The organism is Mesorhizobium sp. M3A.F.Ca.ET.080.04.2.1, assembly GCF_003952525.1.
GTDB lineage: Bacteria > Pseudomonadota > Alphaproteobacteria > Rhizobiales > Rhizobiaceae > Mesorhizobium.
In genome coordinates this window covers 3,639,522-3,659,077 of sequence record NZ_CP034451.1, presented here as the reverse complement: position 1 = coordinate 3,659,077, position 19,556 = coordinate 3,639,522, and the positions used below count along the sequence as shown (strand labels likewise).

The window sequence follows — 19,556 nt, the reverse complement described above, 5'->3', positions numbered from 1 at the left end:
CGCGACTGCCGTCCTCAATCCCCCAGCGGCAGCCTTGGATCGTCGACCTTAAGCGTGTTCACGCTCTGCTTGATGCGACGCAGGGTCTCCAGCGCCGTTGGGCCGCGCGATTCCGCCACCACGGTGGCGATCATGTCGACGATGGCGAGCAGCGCGTAACGTGACGAGGTGGGCTTGTAGATGTTGCCGTCCTCGACAGGCAGAAAAGCGATGACCGTGTCGGCGGCCTTGGCCAAAGCCGAACCCGGCGCGGTGACCGCGACGGTGGTCGCGCCATATTGCTGCGCAACCTCGACCGCCTCGATGACCGAGCGCGCATGGCCCGAGACCGAGAAGGCGATCAGCGTCGTTTCCGGCGTCGCGGCCGCGGCATACATGCACTGCAGTTGGCCATCCACCTGAGCGAGGGCCGGGAGGCCCAGCCGGAACAGGCGGTTCTGCATCTCGGTCGCCATCATCGAGGAAATGCCGCCGGAACCGATGCAGAGCACATTGCCGGAACCGGCGATGCGCGCTGCCACAGCCGTCAGCGTCGCCATATCGAGGGCCTCGCCGGCGCGCTGGATAGCGGCGATCGCCGCTTCGGTGATGGCGAAGGCAATGCGCTGCTCGCGCGCGTCGCGGCTGAGCGGCGCCGGCGACAGATACGCGCCACCGATGGCGATCGCCTGCGCCAGGTAGAATTTGAAGTCGCGCAGGCCCTCGCAGCCGAGATTGCGGCAGAAGCGGGTGACCGTCGGCTCGCTGACGCCGACGCGCGCGGCAATTTCCGAGATCGCGGCCTTGGAGGCGAAATCGAGGTCGGAAAGCACCAGCCCGGCCAGCCGGCGGTCCGATTTGGTGCCGTCCTGCGACATCAATTGCAGGCGGGTGATGATGTCGGTCGGGGTTTTCATCCACTTGCCTTCACGGACGGCAGGACCATCGCCTTTGGGGCTCACGGTCACGCCCCCAGAATGTCTTCGATGAAAGGCAGGTATCCCGCTGTCACTCCGGCGTCCACCGGCAGCACCGCGCCGGTTATGCCGGAAGCGCGGTCGGAGGCAAGAAAGGCCACCGCTTCCGCCACTTCGGACGGGTTGACGATGCGGCCGAGCGGATAGAGCCGCTTCAGCCGGGCCAGGATTTCGGGATTGTTGGCCAGCCGATGATCCCAGGCGGCGGTGCGGATCGAGCCCGGGCAGACGACGTTGGCGCGCACACCGCTGCGGCCGAGCTCGACGGCGATCGCCTTGGCATAGGCGTTGATGCCGGCCTTGGCGGCGGCATAGGCCGGATTGCCAAAATGCGCGATGGCGTTGACGGAGGAGACGAAGACCGCGCTGCCCGCGCCGCGCCCGGCCATCGCCTTGACGATCGGGTCGGCGAAGGTCATCACGCCGGTCAGGTTGAGATCGAGCTCCTGCTCTATTCTGTCCGCCGTCAGCGCATCGATGGTCTCGGCGCGCGACCAGCCGGCATTGCTGATGAGGATGTCCGGCACGCCGTCCCTGTCGAGCAGGGCGCGGATCGCCGCCTCGATCGAAGCCCGGTCGAGCAGATCGAAGACGTGGCGCGAGGCGATATGCGGGCTGGCCAGCGCATCGGCCGACCGGTCGCATCCGACGATCCGCGCCCCGCGTTCGGCCAACTGCGCCACAATCGCCGAGCCGAGGCCGCCGCCCGCGCCGGTCACCACAGCGGTCTTGCCCTCGAAATCGGCCTTCAGCGCCACCCGTCTCCCTCCATCACTTCGGTCAGAGGTCACGCTACTCAACGGAATGTAATTTAGCAACATCGCTGGCCGCTTGTATGGCCGCTAAATGATCGATAATGTAGGAAAGTCACACCATATGTGCCTGCCGCCCGGAGCTTTCATGCGCATCTTCACGGCCTCGCTGGCGACGGAAACCAACACCTTCTCGCCGGTGCCGACAGACCGGGCCTCGTTCGAGATGGCCTTCTACGCCGGTCCGGGAAAGCACCCGGAGACGCCGACGCTGTGCTCCTCGCCGATCGTGGCATTGCGCCGACGCGCCGAGAGAGAGGAACTGACCGTGATCGAAGGCACCGCCACCTGGGCGGAGCCTGGCGGGCTGGTGCAGCGGCAAACGTTCGAGGCGCTGCGCGACGAGATCCTCGATCAGCTCAAAGCAGCCCTGCCGGTCGATGCCGTCATCCTCGGCCTGCATGGCGCGATGGTGGCGCAAGGCTATGACGACTGCGAAGGCGATCTGCTCGAGCGCGTGCGCGCCATCGTCGGGCCGCAGGTGGTGATCGCCTCGGAGTTCGATCCGCACAGCCATTTGACGCCGAAGCGCGTGGCGGCCTGCGATGTCATGGCCTATTTTCTCGAATTCCCGCACACCGATTTCTACGAGCGCGGCGAGCATGTCGTCGAGCTCGGCCTGGCCGCGGCGCGCGGCGAGATCAGGCCGGTCATCTCCACCTTCGACTGCCGCATGATCCAGGTGCTGCCGACCAGCCGCGAGCCGATGCGCTCCTTCGTCGACAAAATCAAAGCTTTGCACGGCAAGGACGGCGTGCTGTCGGTCTCGGTCGTCCACGGCTTCATGGCGGCCGATGTGCCGGAAATGGGCACGCGCATTCTGGTCGTCACCGACAATGACAAGGCCAAGGGCGACCAGCTCGCCGAGACGCTGGGGCGCGAGCTCTACGGCTTGCGCGAAAAGACGGCGATGACGATGCTCTCTGCTGCGGAAGGCATCGAGCGGGCGCTTGCCGCGCGTGCCGAGCGCCACGACATGCCGGTGGTGATCGCCGACATCTGGGACAATCCCGGCGGCGGCGTGCCGGGCGACGGCACCATCGTGCTGCGCGAGCTGCTGGCGCGCGGCGTCGACAATGTCGGCGTCGCGACGATCTGGGATCCGATCGCGGTGACGTTTTGTCAGGCTGCCGGCGAGGGCGCGGTCATCGACCTGCGCTTCGGCGGCAAGGCCGGGCCGCAGGCCGGCGAGCCGATCGACGCGCGCGTCACCGTGCTCAAGGCTGTCGGCGAAGGCTGGCAGAGTTTCGGGCCGAGCCGGGTCACATTGGGGCCGTCTGCTGTGGTCCGCATCGAGGGTACCGAGGTCGACATCATCCTCAACACCAACCGCACGCAGGCCTTCGAACCGGACATTTTTTCCAATCTCGGCATCGATCCGCTGTCGAAGGGCATCCTGCTGATCAAATCGACGAACCATTTCTACGCCGGCTTCGCCCCGATCGCCGCCGAGATCATCTATGTCGCCGCGCCGAGTTCCTATCCGAGCAATCCGGCGCTGACGGACTACAGGAAGCTGAAGCGGCCGATCTGGCCAAGGGTGGCGGATCCGTGGCGCTGATAATCTCCCTCCTCGAGGGGGAGATGTCGCCGAAGGCGACAGAGGGGGTCGGTACGACTGGGCTCGGTCTTCCTGCTGCAAAGACCGTCGGCGCTTCACGCGCGAGGACCCCCTCTGGCCGCTTCGCGGCCATCTCCCCTCAAGGAGGGAGATCGGCCCGGCGCTACACCAATCCTCTCTTCACCATCATCGCCTCGGGCGAAGGCATCTTGCCTCGAAACGCGGTGTAGAGCTCTTCCGGGTCCTTCGAGCCGCCGGCGGCGTAGATGTTCTTCCGCAGCCGCTCGGCGAGTTCAGGATTGAAGGGGTCGCCGGTTTCCTCGAAGGCGGCGAAGGCATCGGCGTCGAGCACCTCCGACCACATGTAGGAGTAATAGCCGGCCGAGTAGCCGTCGCCTGAAAAGATATGGCCGAAGTGCGGGGTACGATGGCGCATCGCGATCGTCTCGGGCATGTCGAGCTTGGCGAGCGTTTCGGCTTCGTAACGAAGCGGCTCGGCCGGAGCATCCGGCCGCGCATGATAGGCCATGTCGATCAGCGCGGACGCGGTGAACTCGACGGTGGCGAAGCCGGCGCCGAAGGTGCGGGCGGCCAGCATCTTGTCGAGCAGGTCCTTCGGCATCGGTTTGCCGGTCTTGACGTGCAGCGCGTGCTTTTCCAGCACCGCCGGCACCGTCAGCCAGTGCTCGTAGAGCTGCGAAGGCAATTCGACGAAGTCGCGGCTGACCGACGTGCCGGAGACCGACGGCCAGGTGACATCGGTCAGCATGCCGTGCAGCGCGTGGCCGAACTCGTGGAACAGCGTCTTCGCCTCATCGACCGAAAGCAGCGCTGCCTCGCCGGCCGGCGGCTTGGCGAAGTTCATGATGTTGTAGATCACCGGCTTGGCGCCCGGCCCGAGCTTGTAGCCGGATTTCAGCGCGCTCATCCAGGCGCCGGAACGTTTTGACGGCCGTGCGAAATAGTCGGCCAGGAACAGACCACGCTCGCTGCCGTCAGGGTTCTTCACCACGAAGACGCGCGCGTCCGGATGCCAGGCAGTGATGCCCTTCTTCTCCTCGAAGGTGACGCCGAACAACCGCGTCGCGACATCGAAGCAGGCGTCGATGATGCGCTCCAGCTGCAGATACGGCTTCAGCTCCGCTTCGTCGAAGGCGAATTTTTCGGCGCGCAGTTTTTCCTGATAGAAGCGCCAGTCCCAGGCCGCGAATTTTTCGTTGCTGCCGGCTTGCGCCGCCAGCCGCTCCAGCTCCTTCTGGTCGCTTGCTGCCTTCTCCAAGGCCTTTTCCCAGACCGGGTCGAGCAGATCGTTCACGGCCGTCGGCGTCTTCGCCATCGTGTCGTCGAGCTTGAGCGCCGCGAAGGAGGCGTAGCCAAGCAGCTTGGCCTTCTCGGCGCGCAGCTTCAGCATGTCGCGCACCACGTCGGTGTTGTCGGTGGCGCCGCCGTTCTGGCCGCGCATGATGAAGGCGCGGAACGCGGTCTCGCGCAGGTCGCGGCGCTCCGAAAAGGTCGAGAACGGCTCATAGATCGAGCGCGACAGCGTGACGGCATAGCGGCCCTTCTGGCCGCGCATCTCTGCGGCCTCGGCCATGGCGCTCTTCAGGAAATCCGGCAGGCCGGCAAGGTCCGTCTGATCGAGGAACAGCGCCCAGTCGCGTTCGTCGGCGAGCACGTTCTGCCCAAACTTCGTGCCGAGCGAGGAAAGCTCCTCGTTGATCGCCGCGAGCCGTTTCTTGCCCACCGCATCGAGCTTGGCGCCGGATCGCACGAACCCCTTCCAGGTCCTTTCCAGCACGCGCAGGGTCTCGGGATCGAGATTCAGGCTATCACGGCGCTGATAGAGATCGTCGATGCGGGCAAACAGCTTCTCGTTCATCGAGATCGCCGAGAAATGCCTGGACATCTTCGGCGAAATCTCGCGCTCCAGCGCCTGGATGTCCTCGTTGGTGTGGGCGCCGGCCCGGCACCAGAAGATCGACGAGACATGGTCCAGCGGCTCGCCGGCGAGTTCCAGCGCGGCCAGCGTGTTCTCGACTGTCGGCGCCTGTGCATTGGCGGCGATGGCATCGATCTCGGCCTGATGCGCCTCCAGCGCAGCATCGAATACGGCGGCGAAATCGCCATCGCCGATCCGGGTGAAATCCGGCAGGCCGAGCGGCCCTTGCCAGAAGGTCAGCGGATGAGCGGTGAGGTCGACGGCTTTTGCAGATGACATGGAAAAATCCGGCACAGGGGGATGGGTGGAGGCAGGCTGCTCCGATGTAGGGCGATGTCGCGCACGGCGCAACAAAGTGTTTACGCAATTCCGGACGGAAAGCCGCTGGGCACTTTTCCTGGAATTGCGATGCGACTCAATAGTCGTCGCAGTCCTGTGCGATCGCCATCTGGGTGCTGGCGGTGATGCGGCCGCCCACCACGGAGAAGGTCTCGCGCATCAGCGTGTCGTTCTCGGGAAAGTCGTAGCAGGCAATGACCGTCGTCTTGCCGTTCTCGCTCTTCTCGATGCGGTGGCGGATCGCGGCACCTGCGACCGCGCCCTGCCATTCGTCGATGGACTCGATGAAGTCCTGCTTGTCCTGGATGACGCCGATGTCGTCGAGCTTCATGCGCACGTCGTCGGCAAGCAATTGCGACAGTTCCCCGCTGTCAGCAGGGCCGAATACCAGCGGTCGATGAGGGCGCCGTCATCGGCGCTGGCGCGGACAACCATGGACAGCAGCATGGCTGTCGAAAGAAAGAACCTCCGCCAGCTCCGAAGCATCACACCTCCACTACAATTCCGGCCGCTCGAAATCGCCCGTTTCCTTGTTCATCACCCAGAGCTCGCCGGTCGAGATGTCGAACCAGGCGCCGTGCAGCGTCAGCCGCCCCTTGCCTTCGAGAATGGAGACGCAGGGAAAGGTGCGAAGATTGGCGATGGAATAGCGCACCGAAATGCGCTCCAGCGCGGTCTGGCGCTCCGTCGCCGTCATCATCGTGCTTGCGGCCACGGTCTCGGCCGCCGGCGCGATCAGGCTCATCCATTTGCCGATGAAGTCGCCCGGCGACAGCGGCGCCGAATTGATGTCGAGCGCGGCGCGGATACCGCCGCAGCGGCCGTGCCCCATCACCACGATGCTCTTCACCTTCAGACTCTGCACGGCGAATTCGAGCGCCGCCGAGGTCGAGTGGAACTCGCCGTCCGGCTCGTAGGGCGGCACCAGATTGCCGACATTGCGCAGCACGAAGAGCTCGCCCGGCCCGGCGTCGAAGATCGCCTCCGGAGCGGAGCGGGAGTCGCAGCAGGCGACGATCATCGTTTCGGGCGCCTGGCCCTCGCGCGCCAGCGAGCGATAGCGATCGCTTTCGCTGCGATAGCGGCCGTTCATGAAGTTGCGATAGCCGGTCAGCAGATGTTCGGGGAGGTGAGGCATGGGCGGCGTCTGGACCCTTTCCGGGTTGGATGCGGCAGCTCTTTTGCAGTCGAGAAAGGCTCTAGCGGCAAAAGCCGGGTGCAAGCAATGCCGAATTGCGGACGACTTCGTCGCAACCGTGATGGGGCGGACACGCTCGGTTAGGCCCAGATGGCGATTGGAATGCCGAAGCGGTCGCTCAGCGGCGGATCGGGCGAAGGGTGCGCCTCGCCGCTGGCAATGCGGCCGGCGATCAGCATCATCGCCGCCGCGTCGAGGAAGTCGTCGCTGGCGGCGCCCTTCGGCGGCGGCTGGTCGAGGAAGCTCTTCTCGTAGCCATGCCGGCAAAGCAGCGCCTTGCGCTCCTCCATGCCAGGCGGATTGACCACGCCTTTGATCTTCTTCGGCAGCGTCATCGCCGCACCGCCGTTCAACCGGCAGAAGGCCACTTCCGGATGCGATTCGAAGATGCGGCCGCGCAAATCTGGCTGCGCGATCAGCAAAGCGTCGATCTCGCGGATCTTGGCAAAAATGCCGAAGGCCTGGATCGAGACCCCGCGCGGCGGATCGGAGGTGGCAATCCCCACCGCGCTTGCCCGCCGGTGCGCGGCATACCAGGCTTCGACCGTGGTGAAGTCGCCGGTGTCGGCATAGAGCGCGTCGCGCGAGGGAATGGCAAAGACGCTCGACTGCCGCGCCCCGAGCAAAGGCCGCACCAGCGCTTCCGGCCCCCGGCCGCCGCGGCGCGAGAAGTCCGGCAGGCCGATCGGCATGTCGACGGCAACGATAGCGTCGGGTAGTGCATCGAGCAGCAGCTTGAAGCTCGGGAAAACCGAGACCGATGGTTCGGTCCCGGCTTCACGATGAACGACGATCCAGCCCGCCTTGCAGCCATCGACGCCGGCGAGTTTCACGCCCGCTTGTCCCGTCCGGGATGGAGCAGATGGCGAAGCTGCACCATGGCCATCGGATGCGACAGGCTCTGCGCATCGGTCTCGAGCTGCAGCTCGTCGCCGCCGCGTTTTGCCGTGCGCGCCAGGATCTCGTAGACGGCGGCCGTGGTCGATTGCAGCGCCTTGACCGGCGGCTGCCCGGAAAGGACGCGGGCGAGATAGACCGCCGCCGTCAGGTCGCCCAGCCCGTTCGGCGGCTTCTCGATCAGGCGGTGCTCGGCCAGCAGCGCCTGGCCGCCGTCGAGCAGGAAATTGCCGGTGCCGCCTGCCATCATCGACGGCGCCGAGGTCACCAGCATCGTCGAGGGGCCGGCAGGCAGGGCCGCCGCCATCACCGACTTGATATCCGGCAGCGGCGCTCCGGCCATCCATTCGAGCTCGTAGCGGTTGGGCGTGGCAATATCGGCGATCGGCATCAGCATGTCGCGCAGGGCAGCTGCCGTCGGTTCCGGCACATAAAGGCCGCCGGAATCGCCCATCACCGGGTCGCAGACATAGAGGGCGTCCGGGGTTCTGGCCTTCACGGCGGCGACCAACGAGGCGACGGCCTCGGCCTGGCCGGCCTCGCCGAGATAGCCCGAGAGCACGGCCCGGACCTCGCCCAGCCACGGCGCGCGTTCGAGATCGGCCAGCAGCGCCTTGAACTGGTCGAGCGGCGGCACGATGCGCGTCGCGCGGCTGTGGCCGGGGTGCCAGGGCAGGATGACGGTCGGCACCGCCCAGACCGGAAAGCCGAGCGTCTCCAGCGCGAAGACGGCCGCGCGGTTGCCGACCGATCCGCGGGCGACATGGCTGGAGATGACGATGACCGCACGCGGCGCGTCGCTTCTTGCTGCATTCATGGAATTCGATTCCTACTGCATGTCGCGTAAAAGTGTGCAGCGGTTTTGCGAAAACAAAGACCTAAATCGCGGCCTGGATCCGTTTCAGCGCGACGCGCCTTAGCCGCCCCGCGAGGCGACATACACCAGCCAGGCCAGCAGCCCAATGGCGATGATGAGACCGAGCATTCGGCCGATGCGGGTGCCCCAATATTCGATCGGATCGGAGCGATCGACGTCCGCGGCGGTGACGCGGTCATGCGCACCCTTCACCGTTCGGGCGATGAAAGACTTGCCGCCCGGCGTCGTCTCGCGCGCCACGCGCTCCAGGATGCGGCGCGATTCCGTGTCATCGTCCCGGCGCTCGGCCATGGCAAATGTCCTTTCTCACCGAAAGCTTAGCCGGTTCGCGCCGCCATTCACAGGGTGTTGTCGCGTCGGGACGGCAACGCGCCATAACGGCCAGGGTCATTTTCTTGAGCCTCGATTGTGGTATTGCTTCGGCCTGCATCTTCCATCGAGGGACCATCATGTTTGCCCAGCGCCTCTCCCCACCCTCCGTCTTCCGCACCCTTCCAGCCTTGCTGATGATGGCGTTCGTGCTGCCGCTGCTTGCCGGCTGCGGCTACAACACCATTCCCACGGCGGAGGAGAATGCCAAGGCGGCTTGGAGCGAGGTGCTGAACCAGTACCAGCGCCGGGCCGACCTGATCCCGAACCTGGTCGAGACGGTCAAGGGCTATGCGTCGCATGAGAAGGACACGCTCGACGCGGTGGTCGCGGCACGCGCCAAGGCAACGCAGATCACGGTGACCCCGGAAACGCTGAAGGATCCGGAAGCCCTCAAGAAGTTCCAGGATGCCCAGGCCGGGCTGACCAGCGCGCTGTCGCGGCTGATCGCTGTGTCCGAAGCCTATCCCGACCTCAAGGCGAACCAGAATTTCCTCGCGCTGCAGGCGCAGCTCGAAGGCACCGAGAACCGCATCGCGGTCGCCCGCCGAGACTACATCCAGGCGGTCAAGGACTACAATCTGACACTGAGAACCTTCCCCTCGGTGCTGTGGGCGACCTTCTGGTTCCGCGGCAACGAGCCGTTCGCGAACTTCACCGTCGAGGAAGACAAGATGCAGGTGCCGAAGGTTGATTTCGGCACCAAGCAGGGCGGGTGAGCGGCTACTGGATCTATCGAGCTCGCCGACTTTGCGTTCCTTCGCGCCCCCCTCTGTCCTGCCGGACATCTCCCCCACGAGGGGGGAGATTGGCTGTCGCATCCACCTTCGCCAATCTCCAACGTCGGAAGGGGAGATCCGACGCTTAAGCTGCCAATCTCCCCCCTTGAGGGGGAGGTGTCCGGCAGGACAGAGGGGGGCGCGAAGGAATGCTTCCCTCACCCTTCTTGGCCTCCTTTGCCTTCTCCTCCTTCCCCTTGCCGCGCTCGCCGCCGACCTTCCCGCCCTCACCGGCCGCGTCGTCGACAATGCCGCCATCATCGACGCTGGCACCAAAGCCGCGCTGACCCAGAAACTCGCCGATTTCGAGAAGAAGGGTTCCGACCAGATCGTCGTCGCCACCATTCCCAGCCTCGGTGGCGAGGAGATCGAGCCCTATGCCAATCGTCTTTTCCGGTTCTGGAAGCTCGGCCAGGCCAAGGAGAACAACGGCGTCCTGCTGCTGGTGGCCCCGAACGACCGCAGGATGCGGATCGAGGTCGGCTATGGCCTGGAAGGTACGCTGACCGACCTGCACACCAAGCTGATCATCGAGAACGACATGGTGCCGGCCTTCCGCGCCGGCGACTTCTCCGGCGGCATAGCCAAGGCCGTCGACGACATGATCATGGTGCTGGAGGGCAATCCGGAAGAGCTCGAGGCGCGCGGCAAGCGCAACGAGCAGGCGCCCTTCAACTCGGACGACCTGTTCTTCACGATCTTTATCACGATCTGGATCATAATCCTGGTCGGCAGTCTTGCCGCCTCCATCCTGCCGCCGATCTTCGGCCAGAAGATCGGCCCCGGCCGCTACCGCTGGCTGGGGATGACCTTCGAGCCGGGACGGCGGTCGTCCAGTAGCGGCTGGTCGTCAGGCAGCTCCGGCGGCGGCTGGTCGTCCGGCGGCGGCGGCGGGTTCTCGGGCGGCGGCGGCTCCTCCGGCGGCGGCGGTTCCTCGGGAAGCTGGTGAGATCCATGGCAACACGACCGATCAGCCCTGAGGACCACGAGCGCATCGCCGCCGCGATCAGCGCGGCCGAGGCAAAGACCGACGGCGAAATCTATTGCGTCGTGGCGCGCGCCAGCGACAGTTATTTCTTCCAGGCCGCCTTCGCGGTCTCGCTCGCCGCGCTCATCGTCAGCCTCGGCGTGGCGTACGGGCTGGAAGCGTGGTGGCTGACCATGCGCTTGCCGCATTTCGTCCTGGCCGAACTCCTGGCGCTGGCCTCGGTGCTGGTCCTGTTGTGGGCGCTGCCCGGCCTGCGCATCCATTTCGTGCCGAGAAGGCTGCGCTACCAGGCGGCGCACGACAATGCGATGAAGCAGTTCCTTGCCCGCAACGTCCATCGCACCGCGGCGCGCACCGGCGTGCTGATCTTCGTCTCCATCATCGAGCGTTATGCCGAGGTGGTGGCCGACTCAGGCATCGACGCCAAGGTCGGCCAGCATGTCTGGGACGGTGTGGTGCGGGATCTCACCGCGCATGCCGGCGACGATCGCCTCGCCGACGGTTTCGTCAAGGCGGTCGAATCAGTCGGCGCGATGCTGGCCGAGCACTTCCCGGTCACCGCCGACGACGTTAACGAGCTCGAAGACCACCTCGTCGAAATCTGATCGAGCGAAAAGCCCGTCCGAGGCCGTTTTCCGCGCTTTCGCCACCTGTCAGGAACGATTGTGCGAAAGAGCAAGCGCCCTCGGGCGGACTCTTTGCAAGCGGCCGATGCGGGTTTATGGTTAAGAAATCATGAACACGCTGATCATCGACATCAGGAAAGCCGAGCCACGCGATGCCAACGCCATCGCCGAGGTGCATCAGGAGGCCTGGCGCGGCGCCTATTCCGGCATCATCCCCCATCGCACGCTGACCTCGATGATCAATCGGCGCGGCCCCGACTGGTGGGCCAATGCGATTCGCCGCGCGGCGACGGTGCTGGTGGTCGAGATCGGCGGCACGATCGCCGGCTATGCCACGATCGGCAAGAATCGCGCCAAGGAACTCAGGCAGCAGGGCGAAATCTATGAGCTTTACCTGCGCCCGGAATATCAGGGCATCGGGCTGGGCAGCCGGCTTTTCAGGGCAGCGCGGGGCCGCCTGGCAGACCACGGTCTGAAGGGTCTGGTGGTTTGGGCCCTTGAAGACAACCAGAACGCGCTCGCCTTCTATTCCGGAGCAGGCGGCCGCGATATCGCCGAAGGCGTCGAGGTATTCGAGCAGAAGGCGCTGAAGAAGATCGCTTTCGTTTGGGAATGAAAGGCGCCGGACGCGCGGAAACGGATTGTCTGTTTCGGCGCATGTCTTCTCCCAAAACCGCTCCGTACTCGGGCCGGCCTGCATCAGGTTACAAACCATCACAAACTGTGCGCGTCCATTAGCATTCGGCGCTATTCGACGCATTGCACCATGATGCGTCCCCCGCTATCGGTCTTGCAACCGAGAGAGGGACCACGCCATGCGTATCGAAGCGATTGCCACGGGGAAGAACCCGCCTGAGGACATCAACGTCATCATCGAGGTGCCGATCGGCGGCGAGCCGATCAAATACGAGATGGATAAGGACGCCGGCACGCTGTATGTCGACCGCTTCCTGCACACCTCGATGCGCTATCCCGGCAATTACGGTTTCGTGCCGCATACGCTGTCGGGCGACGGCGACCCGATCGACGTTTTGATCTGCAACACGCGCGCGCTGGTGCCGGGCTGCGTCATCAATGTGCGGCCGATCGGCGTGCTGATCATGGAAGACAATGCCGGCCAGGACGAGAAGGTGATCGCGGTGCCCTCGCCGAAGCTGACGCTGCGCTATGAGAACGTCACCGAATACACCCACCTGCCCGAGATCACGCGCCAGCAGGTGCAGCACTTCTTCGAGCACTACAAGGATCTCGAGCCCGGCAAATGGGTCAAGATCGAGGGCTGGCACGATTCCAAATACGCCAAGAGGATGATCGTCGAGGCGATCGAGCGGGCGAAGACGGTCAAGTAGTCAGTTGTCGACCCGGCCAAAGTCGGGGACGCTGCCGATCACCTCACGCTTGTCCTTGCCGCAGGCGAAGCCCTTCGCCTTTTCATCGGCGAGTTTGCGCGCCTGATCGTTGGCCTGGGGATTGCCGGTGGCGAGCACCAGGCCGATCGTGCAGCCGCCATGCTCTTCCGGCTGCGCCACCTTGGCGACGACCAGCACCTCGGTCGGCTTGTTCTCGTTGTCGGGATTGCTGATCTCGCGGCGATGAATGACGGCGAAGGGCACGGCTTTGTCGCCATTGGTCTCGATCCGCCATTCGACCTTCGGCCCCGCGGTGTTGAGGCCGGAAAAGCTCTCCCAGACGGCGGTCATGTCGTCGGAGGGAAAGCCGTAATAGAGGGATTCGCGTGCGTCGTCGTAAGCGATCAGCACCGGATAGCCGCGATAGCCCGAGCAGGCGAGGCTCGCCCAGTCGCCTTCGCCCTCCTCGGATTGGGCGTAGGTCACGCAGTCCTTCTTCCAGTCGAGATCGGTGTAGACGCTGGAAATCTCGCCCGCACGCGCCGCCTGGCAGAGACCGGCAACGGCAAGCGAGATCAGAAGAGCACGCATCGCTGACAACTCCCATTTGAGTTGTCGAAGCGTAGCGCCACCCGCTATTTCTTCAAGCTCGCTTCGACCAGCAGGTCGGCGTTGCGGGCGACCGATGCCGCCGGTCCGCCGAGGCCGAACAGCTGGCCGCTGATATAGGCGCCTTCGATGAGGAGCAGCAGACCGTCGCCAAGCGTGTCCGGGTCCGCCGCGCCCATCGCCGCCGCCATGGCGCGCAGGCGCCGGCGCAGGCCCTGCTTGTTGGCCTCGCTGACGACGCGCGCCGGATGGCCGTGCTCGGGATATTCGACCGCGGCGTTGGTCATGCCGCAGCCGCGGTAATCCGGCCGCTGCGTGCGTTTGCCGACGCGGGTCAAAAAAGCACCGATCTGCGCGCGCGGGTCACCCGGATGGGCCTCGACGGCCTCGTCGAAGCGCTGCCAGAATTCGCGATCGTATTGGCGCAGGTAGGAAGCCGCGAGCTGGTCCTTCGACGGAAAGCTGCGGTAGAGGCTGGGCTTGGTCACACCGGCGCGCTTGACGATCTCGTCGACGCCGATCGCCCGGATGCCTTCGCGATAGAACAAGTCGCGCGCCACGCCGAGGATTTTGTCGGCGGCCTTCGGCGTCGAGGCAGGCGCCTCGCTGATCGATCCTTCAATTTTATTGTCCGATGGCATCAACCAACTCGCTTGACAATGTTACTGACCGGTACGTATGTATGGCGCCATCCCATTGCAACGTACCGGTCAGTAACATGATAGCTCAGTCCCGCCCGTTTGGCCAGCGCTACGCTTTTGTCGTCGTCGCGGTCATCTTCTTCTGCCTGCTCATCGCGGCCGGGCTCCGCTCGGCGCCGGCCGTCATGATGCTGCCGCTGGAAGAGAGTTTCGGCTGGCGGCGCGACGTCATTTCGATGGCCGCCGGCGTCGGCATCCTGCTCTATGGCCTGACCGGCCCGTTCGCCGCGGCATTGATGGAACGCATCGGATTGCGCCGCACCCTGCTTGCCGCGCTGCTGATCATGTCGGGCTCGACGGCGCTCAGCCTGCTGATGAGCAAGCCCTGGCATCTCTTCATCACCTGGGGCGTGTTTTCCGGCATCGGCTCGGGCGCAGTGGCAAGCGTGCTCGGCGCCACCATCGTCAATCGCTGGTTCAAGACCAATCGCGGCCTCATGATGGGCCTGATGTCGGCGTCGAGCGCCACCGGCATGCTGGTGTTCCTGCCGCTCATCGCCTCGCTGGCGCAGGCCGGCGGCTGGAAGCCGGTGGCGATCGCCGTCTCGATCGCGACGGCAGCGCTGGTGCCGCTCGTCCTTCTGCTGGTGCCGGAGCGCCCGGCCTCGATCGGTCAGGTCCGCTACGGCGCCGACGCCGACGACGTTCCGCCGGTCTCCCCCGCTTCGCAGGGCAATTTCCTGACGCACACGCTGAACACGCTTCGCCGCGCTGCCGGCACGCGGGTGTTCTGGTACCTGTTCGCCACTTTCTTCGTCTGCGGCTTCACCACCAATGGTCTCGTCGGCACCCATCTCATCGCCTTCTGCGGCGACATGGGCATCGGCGAGGTGCAGGCGGCCGGACTCTTGTCGATGATGGGCATCTTCGACCTGATCGGCACGACGCTGTCGGGCTGGCTCACCGACCGCTTCGATCCGCGCAAGCTGCTCGGCGTGTATTACGCCGTGCGCGGCCTGTCGCTGATCTACCTGCCCTATTCCGGTTTCTCAGCCACCAGCCTGATCATCTTCGCCGTGCTCTACGGGCTCGACTGGATCGCCACGGTGCCGCCGACGCTGCGGCTCGCCAACGAGGCCTTCGGCGACCGCAGCGGTCCGATCGTGTTCGGCTGGATCGTCGCCGGGCACCAGGTCGGCGCGGCAGCGGCAGCAGCCTTCGGCGGCACGATGCGCGAACTCCAGGGCAATTACGAGCTTGCCTTCTTGATAGCGGGCATGACCGGCATTGCCGCCGCCTGCATCTCGTTGCTGATCAACACCAGCAAGCCGGCCTTCGAGGCGGAACCGCAGGCGGCTTGAGGCGCCAATCTCCCCCCTCGAGGGCCCTCGAGGGGGGAGATCGCCTGTTCACTGTTATCAAAACTTCATGGTTCCGAGATGCGCCTGAAACATTGAGGCGGGAGCTTGGCCGGCGATGTTCAATGCCATCCCGGAGACAGCCATGAACAAGTTCTCGTTGACCCGCCGCGCTTTCGTCACTTCGGCCAGCGCACTCGGCCTTGTCGGTGCCTCCGGGCTCGCGCTGCCTTACTATTCGCGCGCCAGCCAGCGGCCAGTCTTCACCCATGGCGTCCAGTCGGGCGATGTCGATGCCACGTCCGGCATGGTCTGGACCCGCACCGACCGCCCGGCTCGCGTCATGTTCGAAGTGTCGTCGACGGAGAGCTTCGCCAACGCGACCAAGCTCGCGCCGCTCGATACGTCGCCGGCCAGCGACTACACGGTGAAGCGGCTGCTCGCCGATCTCGCCGCCGACCAGGACATCTTCTACCGCATGGTCGCCGCCGACCTTTCTGACATCAACGCTGTCTCCGAGCCGATCGTCGGCCGCTTCCGCACCGCGCCTGCGTCCAAACGCGATATCCGCTTCGCCTGGTCGGGCGACACTGCCGGCCAAGGCTGGGGCATCGACGAGACCGGCATGAAGACCTACGCCACGATCGGCAAGCACACGCCCGACTTCTTCCTCCACTCCGGCGACACGATCTATGCCGACGGCGTGATGAAGGACGAGGTCGACCTGCCCGGTGGCGGCAAGTGGAAGAACGTCGTCATGATCGACGGCAAGCGCAAGGTAGCCGAGACGCTGGATGAGTACCGCGACCAGTGGAAATACAACATGATGGACAAGAACGTGCTGGGCTTGAGCGCGATCTGCCCGACCTTCTACCAGTGGGACGACCATGAGGTCGTCAACAACTGGTCGGATTCGAAGGATCTCACAGCCGACGACCGCTACTCGGAAAAATCCATCCATGTGCTGGCGGCCCGCGCGGCGCGCGCCTTCCACGAGATGACGACGATCCGCTACGAGCCGTCGGAACCGGGTCGCGTCTACCGCAAGATCGCCTATGGACCATTGCTCGACGTGTTCTTCCTCGACATGCGCTCCTATCGCGGCCCGAACGGCCCGGGCATGGAGGACACGATGACGCCGCAATCGCGCTTGCTCGGCGAGCAGCAGACCAAGTGGCTGAAGCGCGAGCTCGCCAATTCCAGGGCGACCTGGAAGATCATCGCGGCCGACATGCCGCTTGGCCTCGTCGTCTGGAACGACGCCGCCAAGAAAACCGGCGCCGAGGCACTCAGCAATGGCGACAACGGCTTGCCGAAGGGCCGGGAGCTCGAGATCGCCGACCTGCTGCGCTATATCAAGAATGCCGGCATCAGCAACACGGTATGGCTCACCGCCGACGTGCACTATACGGCGGCCCACTACTATAACCCCGACAAGGCGCAGTTCCAGGATTTCAGCCCGTTCTGGGAATTCGTCTCCGGCCCGATCCACGCCGGCACCTTCGGCCCCAACAATTTCGACATGACTTTCGGGCCGGAGCTCAAGTTCATCAAGGCGCCGACCGCCGAGCAGGGCCAGAACCTGCCGCCTTCGGCGGGCCTGCAGTTCTTCGGCCTGGTCGACATTTCCGGCGCCACCGAACAACTCACCGTGCGGCTGATGGACCGCGACGACAACGAGCTCTACAAGGTCACGCTCGATCCTGTGCGGTCGGCCTAATCTGAATACGTCGGCGGGACAGCACCCCCCTCTGCCCTGCCGGCCATCTCCCCCTCAAGGGGGGAGATCGGATTTCGCATTAGCTTTCGCCAATTTCCAACGCTGCAGGACGCGGCGGTGGGGGCAAACTGCCAATCTCCCCCTTGAGGGGGAGATGCCCGGCAGGGCAGAGGGGGGTGCTGTCCCGCCAGGGTTCCTGTGGCGCCGTCGTCAATCCGGGTAGCAGGTCGAGGGAATATTCGGCCAGACGGCCGTGTCGCAGTTGGCCGCCTGCTGCCGCTGCTTGAAGGCGGCGCTGACCGGGCCGGTGACGATCGGGTCGACGCCCTCGGGGGCGTCGGCGAACATCTGCTGAGCCGTCTGCGTGCCGGACGGCCGCGCCGGATTGGCTTCCTTCAAGGCCGCGGCCGACTGCGCGGCTCCTGCCGCGATGAGGACGCCAAGCGCCGCCCACGCGAAAACCGGACGCAATCTGGACATCTGATCGGTCATGAACATCGAACTGCCCGGCCCCGCAAAGGTTCCGCCTTGGTTAACGGAATCATTTCACACCAAGACGTTTAAGAATCAGTGACCATGTATTTGGGGCGCGGCGTCCCCTTTCGCAAATGCGAAAAACCTTGTATGAGCCGCGCAACCGAAAATGGCGGCGCTTGTTAAGCCTGCTGCCTGCAACGCTCCCGAGACCAGACAAATGAATCTCCGCAATATCGCGATCATCGCGCACGTCGACCATGGCAAAACCACCCTCGTCGACCAGCTTCTCAAACAATCCGGCGCCTTCCGCGACAACCAGCGCGTCGCCGAGCGCGCCATGGATTCCAACGACCTCGAAAAGGAACGCGGCATCACCATCCTGGCCAAGGCGACCTCGGTCGACTGGAAAGGCACCCGCATCAACATCGTCGACACGCCCGGACACGCCGATTTCGGCGGCGAGGTCGAACGCATCCTGTCGATGGTGGATTCGGCGATCGTGCTGGTCGACGCCGCCGAAGGGCCGATGCCGCAGACCAAATTCGTCGTCGGCAAGGCGCTCAAGGTCGGCCTGCGGCCGATCGTCGTCATCAACAAGATCGACCGGCCGGACGCCCGCCACATCGAGGTGGTCAACGAGGTGTTCGACCTGTTCGCCGCGCTCGACGCCACCGACGAGCAGCTCGATTTCCCGATTCTCTACGGTTCGGGCCGCGACGGCTGGGTGTCGGAGAATCCGGAAGGCCCGAAGGACCAGGGCCTTGCGCCGCTGTTCGACCTCGTCGTCAGGCATGTGCCGGCGCCGACGGTGCATCCCGGTCCGTTCCGCATGATCGGCACCATCCTGGAAGCCAATCCGTTCCTTGGCCGCATCATCACCGGCCGCATCGAGTCGGGCTCGCTGAAGGCCAACCAGCCGGTCAAGGTGCTGCACCATGACGGCACCCAGATCGAGACCGGACGTGTGTCCAAGATCCTCGCCTTCCGCGGCCTCGAGCGCCAGCCGATCGACGAGGCCCAGGCGGGCGACATCGTCGCCATCGCCGGCCTGTCGAAAGGCACCGTCGCCGACACCTTCTGCGATCCGACGGTGAGCGAGCCGCTGCATGCGCAGCCGATCGACCCGCCGACCGTGACCATGTCCTTCCTCGTCAACGACAGCCCGCTTGCCGGCACCGAGGGCGACAAGGTGACCAGCCGCGTCATCCGCGACCGCCTGCTGCGCGAGGCCGAGGGCAATGTCGCGCTCAAGATCGAGGAATCGGCGGAAAAGGATTCCTTCTTCGTCTCCGGTCGCGGCGAACTTCAGCTTGCGGTGCTGATCGAGACCATGCGCCGCGAAGGTTTCGAGATCGCCGTGTCGCGGCCGCGCGTCGTCATGCAGAAGGGCGAGAACGGGGAACTGCTCGAGCCGATCGAGGAAGTCGTCATCGACGTCGACGAGGAGCATGCCGGCGTCGTCGTGCAGAAAATGTCGGAGCGCAAGGCCGAGATGGTCGAGTTGCGTCCGTCCGGCGGCAACCGCCAGCGTCTTGTCTTCCACGCGCCGACGCGGGGCCTGATCGGCTACCAGTCGGAGCTGTTGACCGATACGCGCGGCACCGCGGTGATGAACCGCCTGTTCCATGCCTATGAGCCCTACAAGGGCGAGCTGCCCGGCCGCACCAACGGCGTGCTGATCTCCAACGAGCAGGGCGAGTCCGTCGCCTATGCGATGTGGAACCTGGAAGACCGCGGCCCGATGATCATCGACCCGGGCGTCAAGGTCTATCAGGGCATGATCATCGGCATCCACTCGCGCGACAACGACCTCGAGGTCAACGTGCTGAAGGGCAAGAAGCTCACCAACATCCGCGCCGCCGGCAAGGATGAGGCGGTGAAGCTGACGCCGCCGGTCCGCATGACGCTGGAACGCGCCCTGGCCTGGATCCAGGACGACGAACTGGTCGAGGTGACGCCGAAGACCATCCGGCTCCGCAAGCTCTATCTCGACCCGAACGAGCGCAAGCGTTTCGAGAAGTCGGCCAGGGTGATGGGCGCGGCGTAAGCCCAACCCGAAGC

Annotated in this window: 20 protein-coding genes; 9 read left to right on the top strand and 11 right to left on the bottom strand. The window is 65.0% G+C overall.

Translation table 11 applies throughout. From position 1 onward, the window contains the following. Positions 1–14: 14 nt before the first annotated feature. The gene (locus EJ074_RS17550) at positions 15–896 is read right to left on the bottom strand and encodes a MurR/RpiR family transcriptional regulator (protein WP_095804966.1); all 882 of its coding nucleotides are present in this window, start codon (positions 894–896) and stop codon (positions 15–17) included. 47 nt (positions 897–943) lie between these two features. Beyond that, a complete protein-coding gene (locus EJ074_RS17545; protein ID WP_165349956.1) occupies positions 944–1,714 on the bottom strand; it encodes an SDR family NAD(P)-dependent oxidoreductase in 771 nt (256 codons plus the stop codon). Positions 1,715–1,856: 142 nt separating this feature from the next. Between EJ074_RS17545 and EJ074_RS17540 the strand changes: the two genes are divergently transcribed. Beyond that, positions 1,857–3,329, top strand: a complete 1,473-nt coding sequence (locus EJ074_RS17540) for a M81 family metallopeptidase (protein ID WP_095804793.1) — start codon at positions 1,857–1,859, stop codon at positions 3,327–3,329. A 163-nt stretch (positions 3,330–3,492) separates the two neighbouring features. Here the strand turns inward: EJ074_RS17540 and EJ074_RS17535 are convergent, their stop codons facing one another. From EJ074_RS17535 to EJ074_RS17510, 6 genes are all read right to left on the bottom strand, one after another. After that, the gene (locus EJ074_RS17535) at positions 3,493–5,547 is read right to left on the bottom strand and encodes a M3 family metallopeptidase (RefSeq protein ID WP_129553630.1); all 2,055 of its coding nucleotides are present in this window, start codon (positions 5,545–5,547) and stop codon (positions 3,493–3,495) included. A 136-nt stretch (positions 5,548–5,683) separates the two neighbouring features. Beyond that, complete coding sequence (locus tag EJ074_RS17530) at positions 5,684–5,959, bottom strand: hypothetical protein (RefSeq protein WP_348626965.1); 276 nt, start codon at positions 5,957–5,959, stop codon at positions 5,684–5,686. A 144-nt stretch (positions 5,960–6,103) separates the two neighbouring features. Continuing rightward, positions 6,104–6,745 (bottom strand): carbonic anhydrase, encoded by a 642-nt coding sequence (locus EJ074_RS17525; protein ID WP_129553629.1) that lies wholly within the window; start codon positions 6,743–6,745, stop codon positions 6,104–6,106. 140 nt (positions 6,746–6,885) lie between these two features. Further along, positions 6,886–7,638, bottom strand: a complete 753-nt coding sequence (locus tag EJ074_RS17520; RefSeq protein ID WP_095804796.1) for a DUF429 domain-containing protein — start codon at positions 7,636–7,638, stop codon at positions 6,886–6,888. Beyond that, the gene (gene pdxY, locus EJ074_RS17515) at positions 7,635–8,519 is read right to left on the bottom strand and encodes a pyridoxal kinase PdxY (protein WP_095804797.1); all 885 of its coding nucleotides are present in this window, start codon (positions 8,517–8,519) and stop codon (positions 7,635–7,637) included. The genes EJ074_RS17520 and pdxY overlap by 4 nt, the downstream gene beginning before the upstream one ends. 99 nt (positions 8,520–8,618) lie before the next feature. Further along, positions 8,619–8,870, bottom strand: a complete 252-nt coding sequence (locus EJ074_RS17510) for a hypothetical protein (protein ID WP_095804798.1) — start codon at positions 8,868–8,870, stop codon at positions 8,619–8,621. A gap of 158 nt (positions 8,871–9,028) precedes the next feature. Here EJ074_RS17510 and EJ074_RS17505 point away from each other — a divergent pair, with 158 nt between their 5' ends. The 5 genes from EJ074_RS17505 (at position 9,029) to ppa (ending at position 12,690) form a co-directional block, all read left to right on the top strand. Then, positions 9,029–9,667 carry a LemA family protein gene (locus EJ074_RS17505; protein ID WP_095804799.1) on the top strand — a complete coding sequence of 213 codons (639 nt, stop codon included), beginning with the start codon at positions 9,029–9,031 and terminating at the stop codon, positions 9,665–9,667. Positions 9,668–9,833: 166 nt separating this feature from the next. Continuing rightward, complete coding sequence (locus EJ074_RS17495; protein ID WP_095804800.1) at positions 9,834–10,676, top strand: YgcG family protein; 843 nt, start codon at positions 9,834–9,836, stop codon at positions 10,674–10,676. Positions 10,677–10,681: 5 nt separating this feature from the next. Further along, complete coding sequence (locus EJ074_RS17490; RefSeq protein ID WP_095804801.1) at positions 10,682–11,320, top strand: TPM domain-containing protein; 639 nt, start codon at positions 10,682–10,684, stop codon at positions 11,318–11,320. A gap of 130 nt (positions 11,321–11,450) precedes the next feature. Beyond that, a complete protein-coding gene (locus EJ074_RS17485; RefSeq protein ID WP_095804802.1) occupies positions 11,451–11,957 on the top strand; it encodes a GNAT family N-acetyltransferase in 507 nt (168 codons plus the stop codon). Positions 11,958–12,156: 199 nt separating this feature from the next. After that, positions 12,157–12,690 (top strand): inorganic diphosphatase, encoded by a 534-nt coding sequence (ppa, locus tag EJ074_RS17480; RefSeq protein WP_095804803.1) that lies wholly within the window; start codon positions 12,157–12,159, stop codon positions 12,688–12,690. On the opposite strand, the gene EJ074_RS17475 is transcribed toward ppa, so the two are convergent. Then, a complete protein-coding gene (locus EJ074_RS17475; protein ID WP_095804804.1) occupies positions 12,691–13,281 on the bottom strand; it encodes a hypothetical protein in 591 nt (196 codons plus the stop codon). 44 nt (positions 13,282–13,325) lie between these two features. Beyond that, positions 13,326–13,940 carry a TetR/AcrR family transcriptional regulator gene (locus tag EJ074_RS17470; RefSeq protein WP_129553628.1) on the bottom strand — a complete coding sequence of 205 codons (615 nt, stop codon included), beginning with the start codon at positions 13,938–13,940 and terminating at the stop codon, positions 13,326–13,328. 77 nt (positions 13,941–14,017) lie between these two features. Here EJ074_RS17470 and EJ074_RS17465 point away from each other — a divergent pair, with 77 nt between their 5' ends. Further along, a complete protein-coding gene (locus EJ074_RS17465) occupies positions 14,018–15,301 on the top strand; it encodes an MFS transporter (RefSeq protein ID WP_095804806.1) in 1,284 nt (427 codons plus the stop codon). Positions 15,302–15,443: 142 nt separating this feature from the next. Beyond that, positions 15,444–17,018 carry an alkaline phosphatase gene (locus EJ074_RS17460; RefSeq protein WP_095804967.1) on the top strand — a complete coding sequence of 525 codons (1,575 nt, stop codon included), beginning with the start codon at positions 15,444–15,446 and terminating at the stop codon, positions 17,016–17,018. A gap of 210 nt (positions 17,019–17,228) precedes the next feature. Here EJ074_RS17460 and EJ074_RS17455 read toward each other — a convergent pair whose 3' ends face one another. Continuing rightward, on the bottom strand, positions 17,229–17,516 hold the full coding sequence (locus EJ074_RS17455; RefSeq protein WP_245420293.1) for a hypothetical protein: 288 nt from the start codon (positions 17,514–17,516) through the stop codon (positions 17,229–17,231). Between the two features lie 196 nt (positions 17,517–17,712). Here EJ074_RS17455 and typA point away from each other — a divergent pair, with 196 nt between their 5' ends. Continuing rightward, positions 17,713–19,542, top strand: coding sequence for a translational GTPase TypA (typA, locus tag EJ074_RS17450; RefSeq protein ID WP_095804807.1), 1,830 nt, complete (start codon positions 17,713–17,715; stop codon positions 19,540–19,542). The last annotated feature ends 14 nt before the right edge of the window (positions 19,543–19,556 follow it).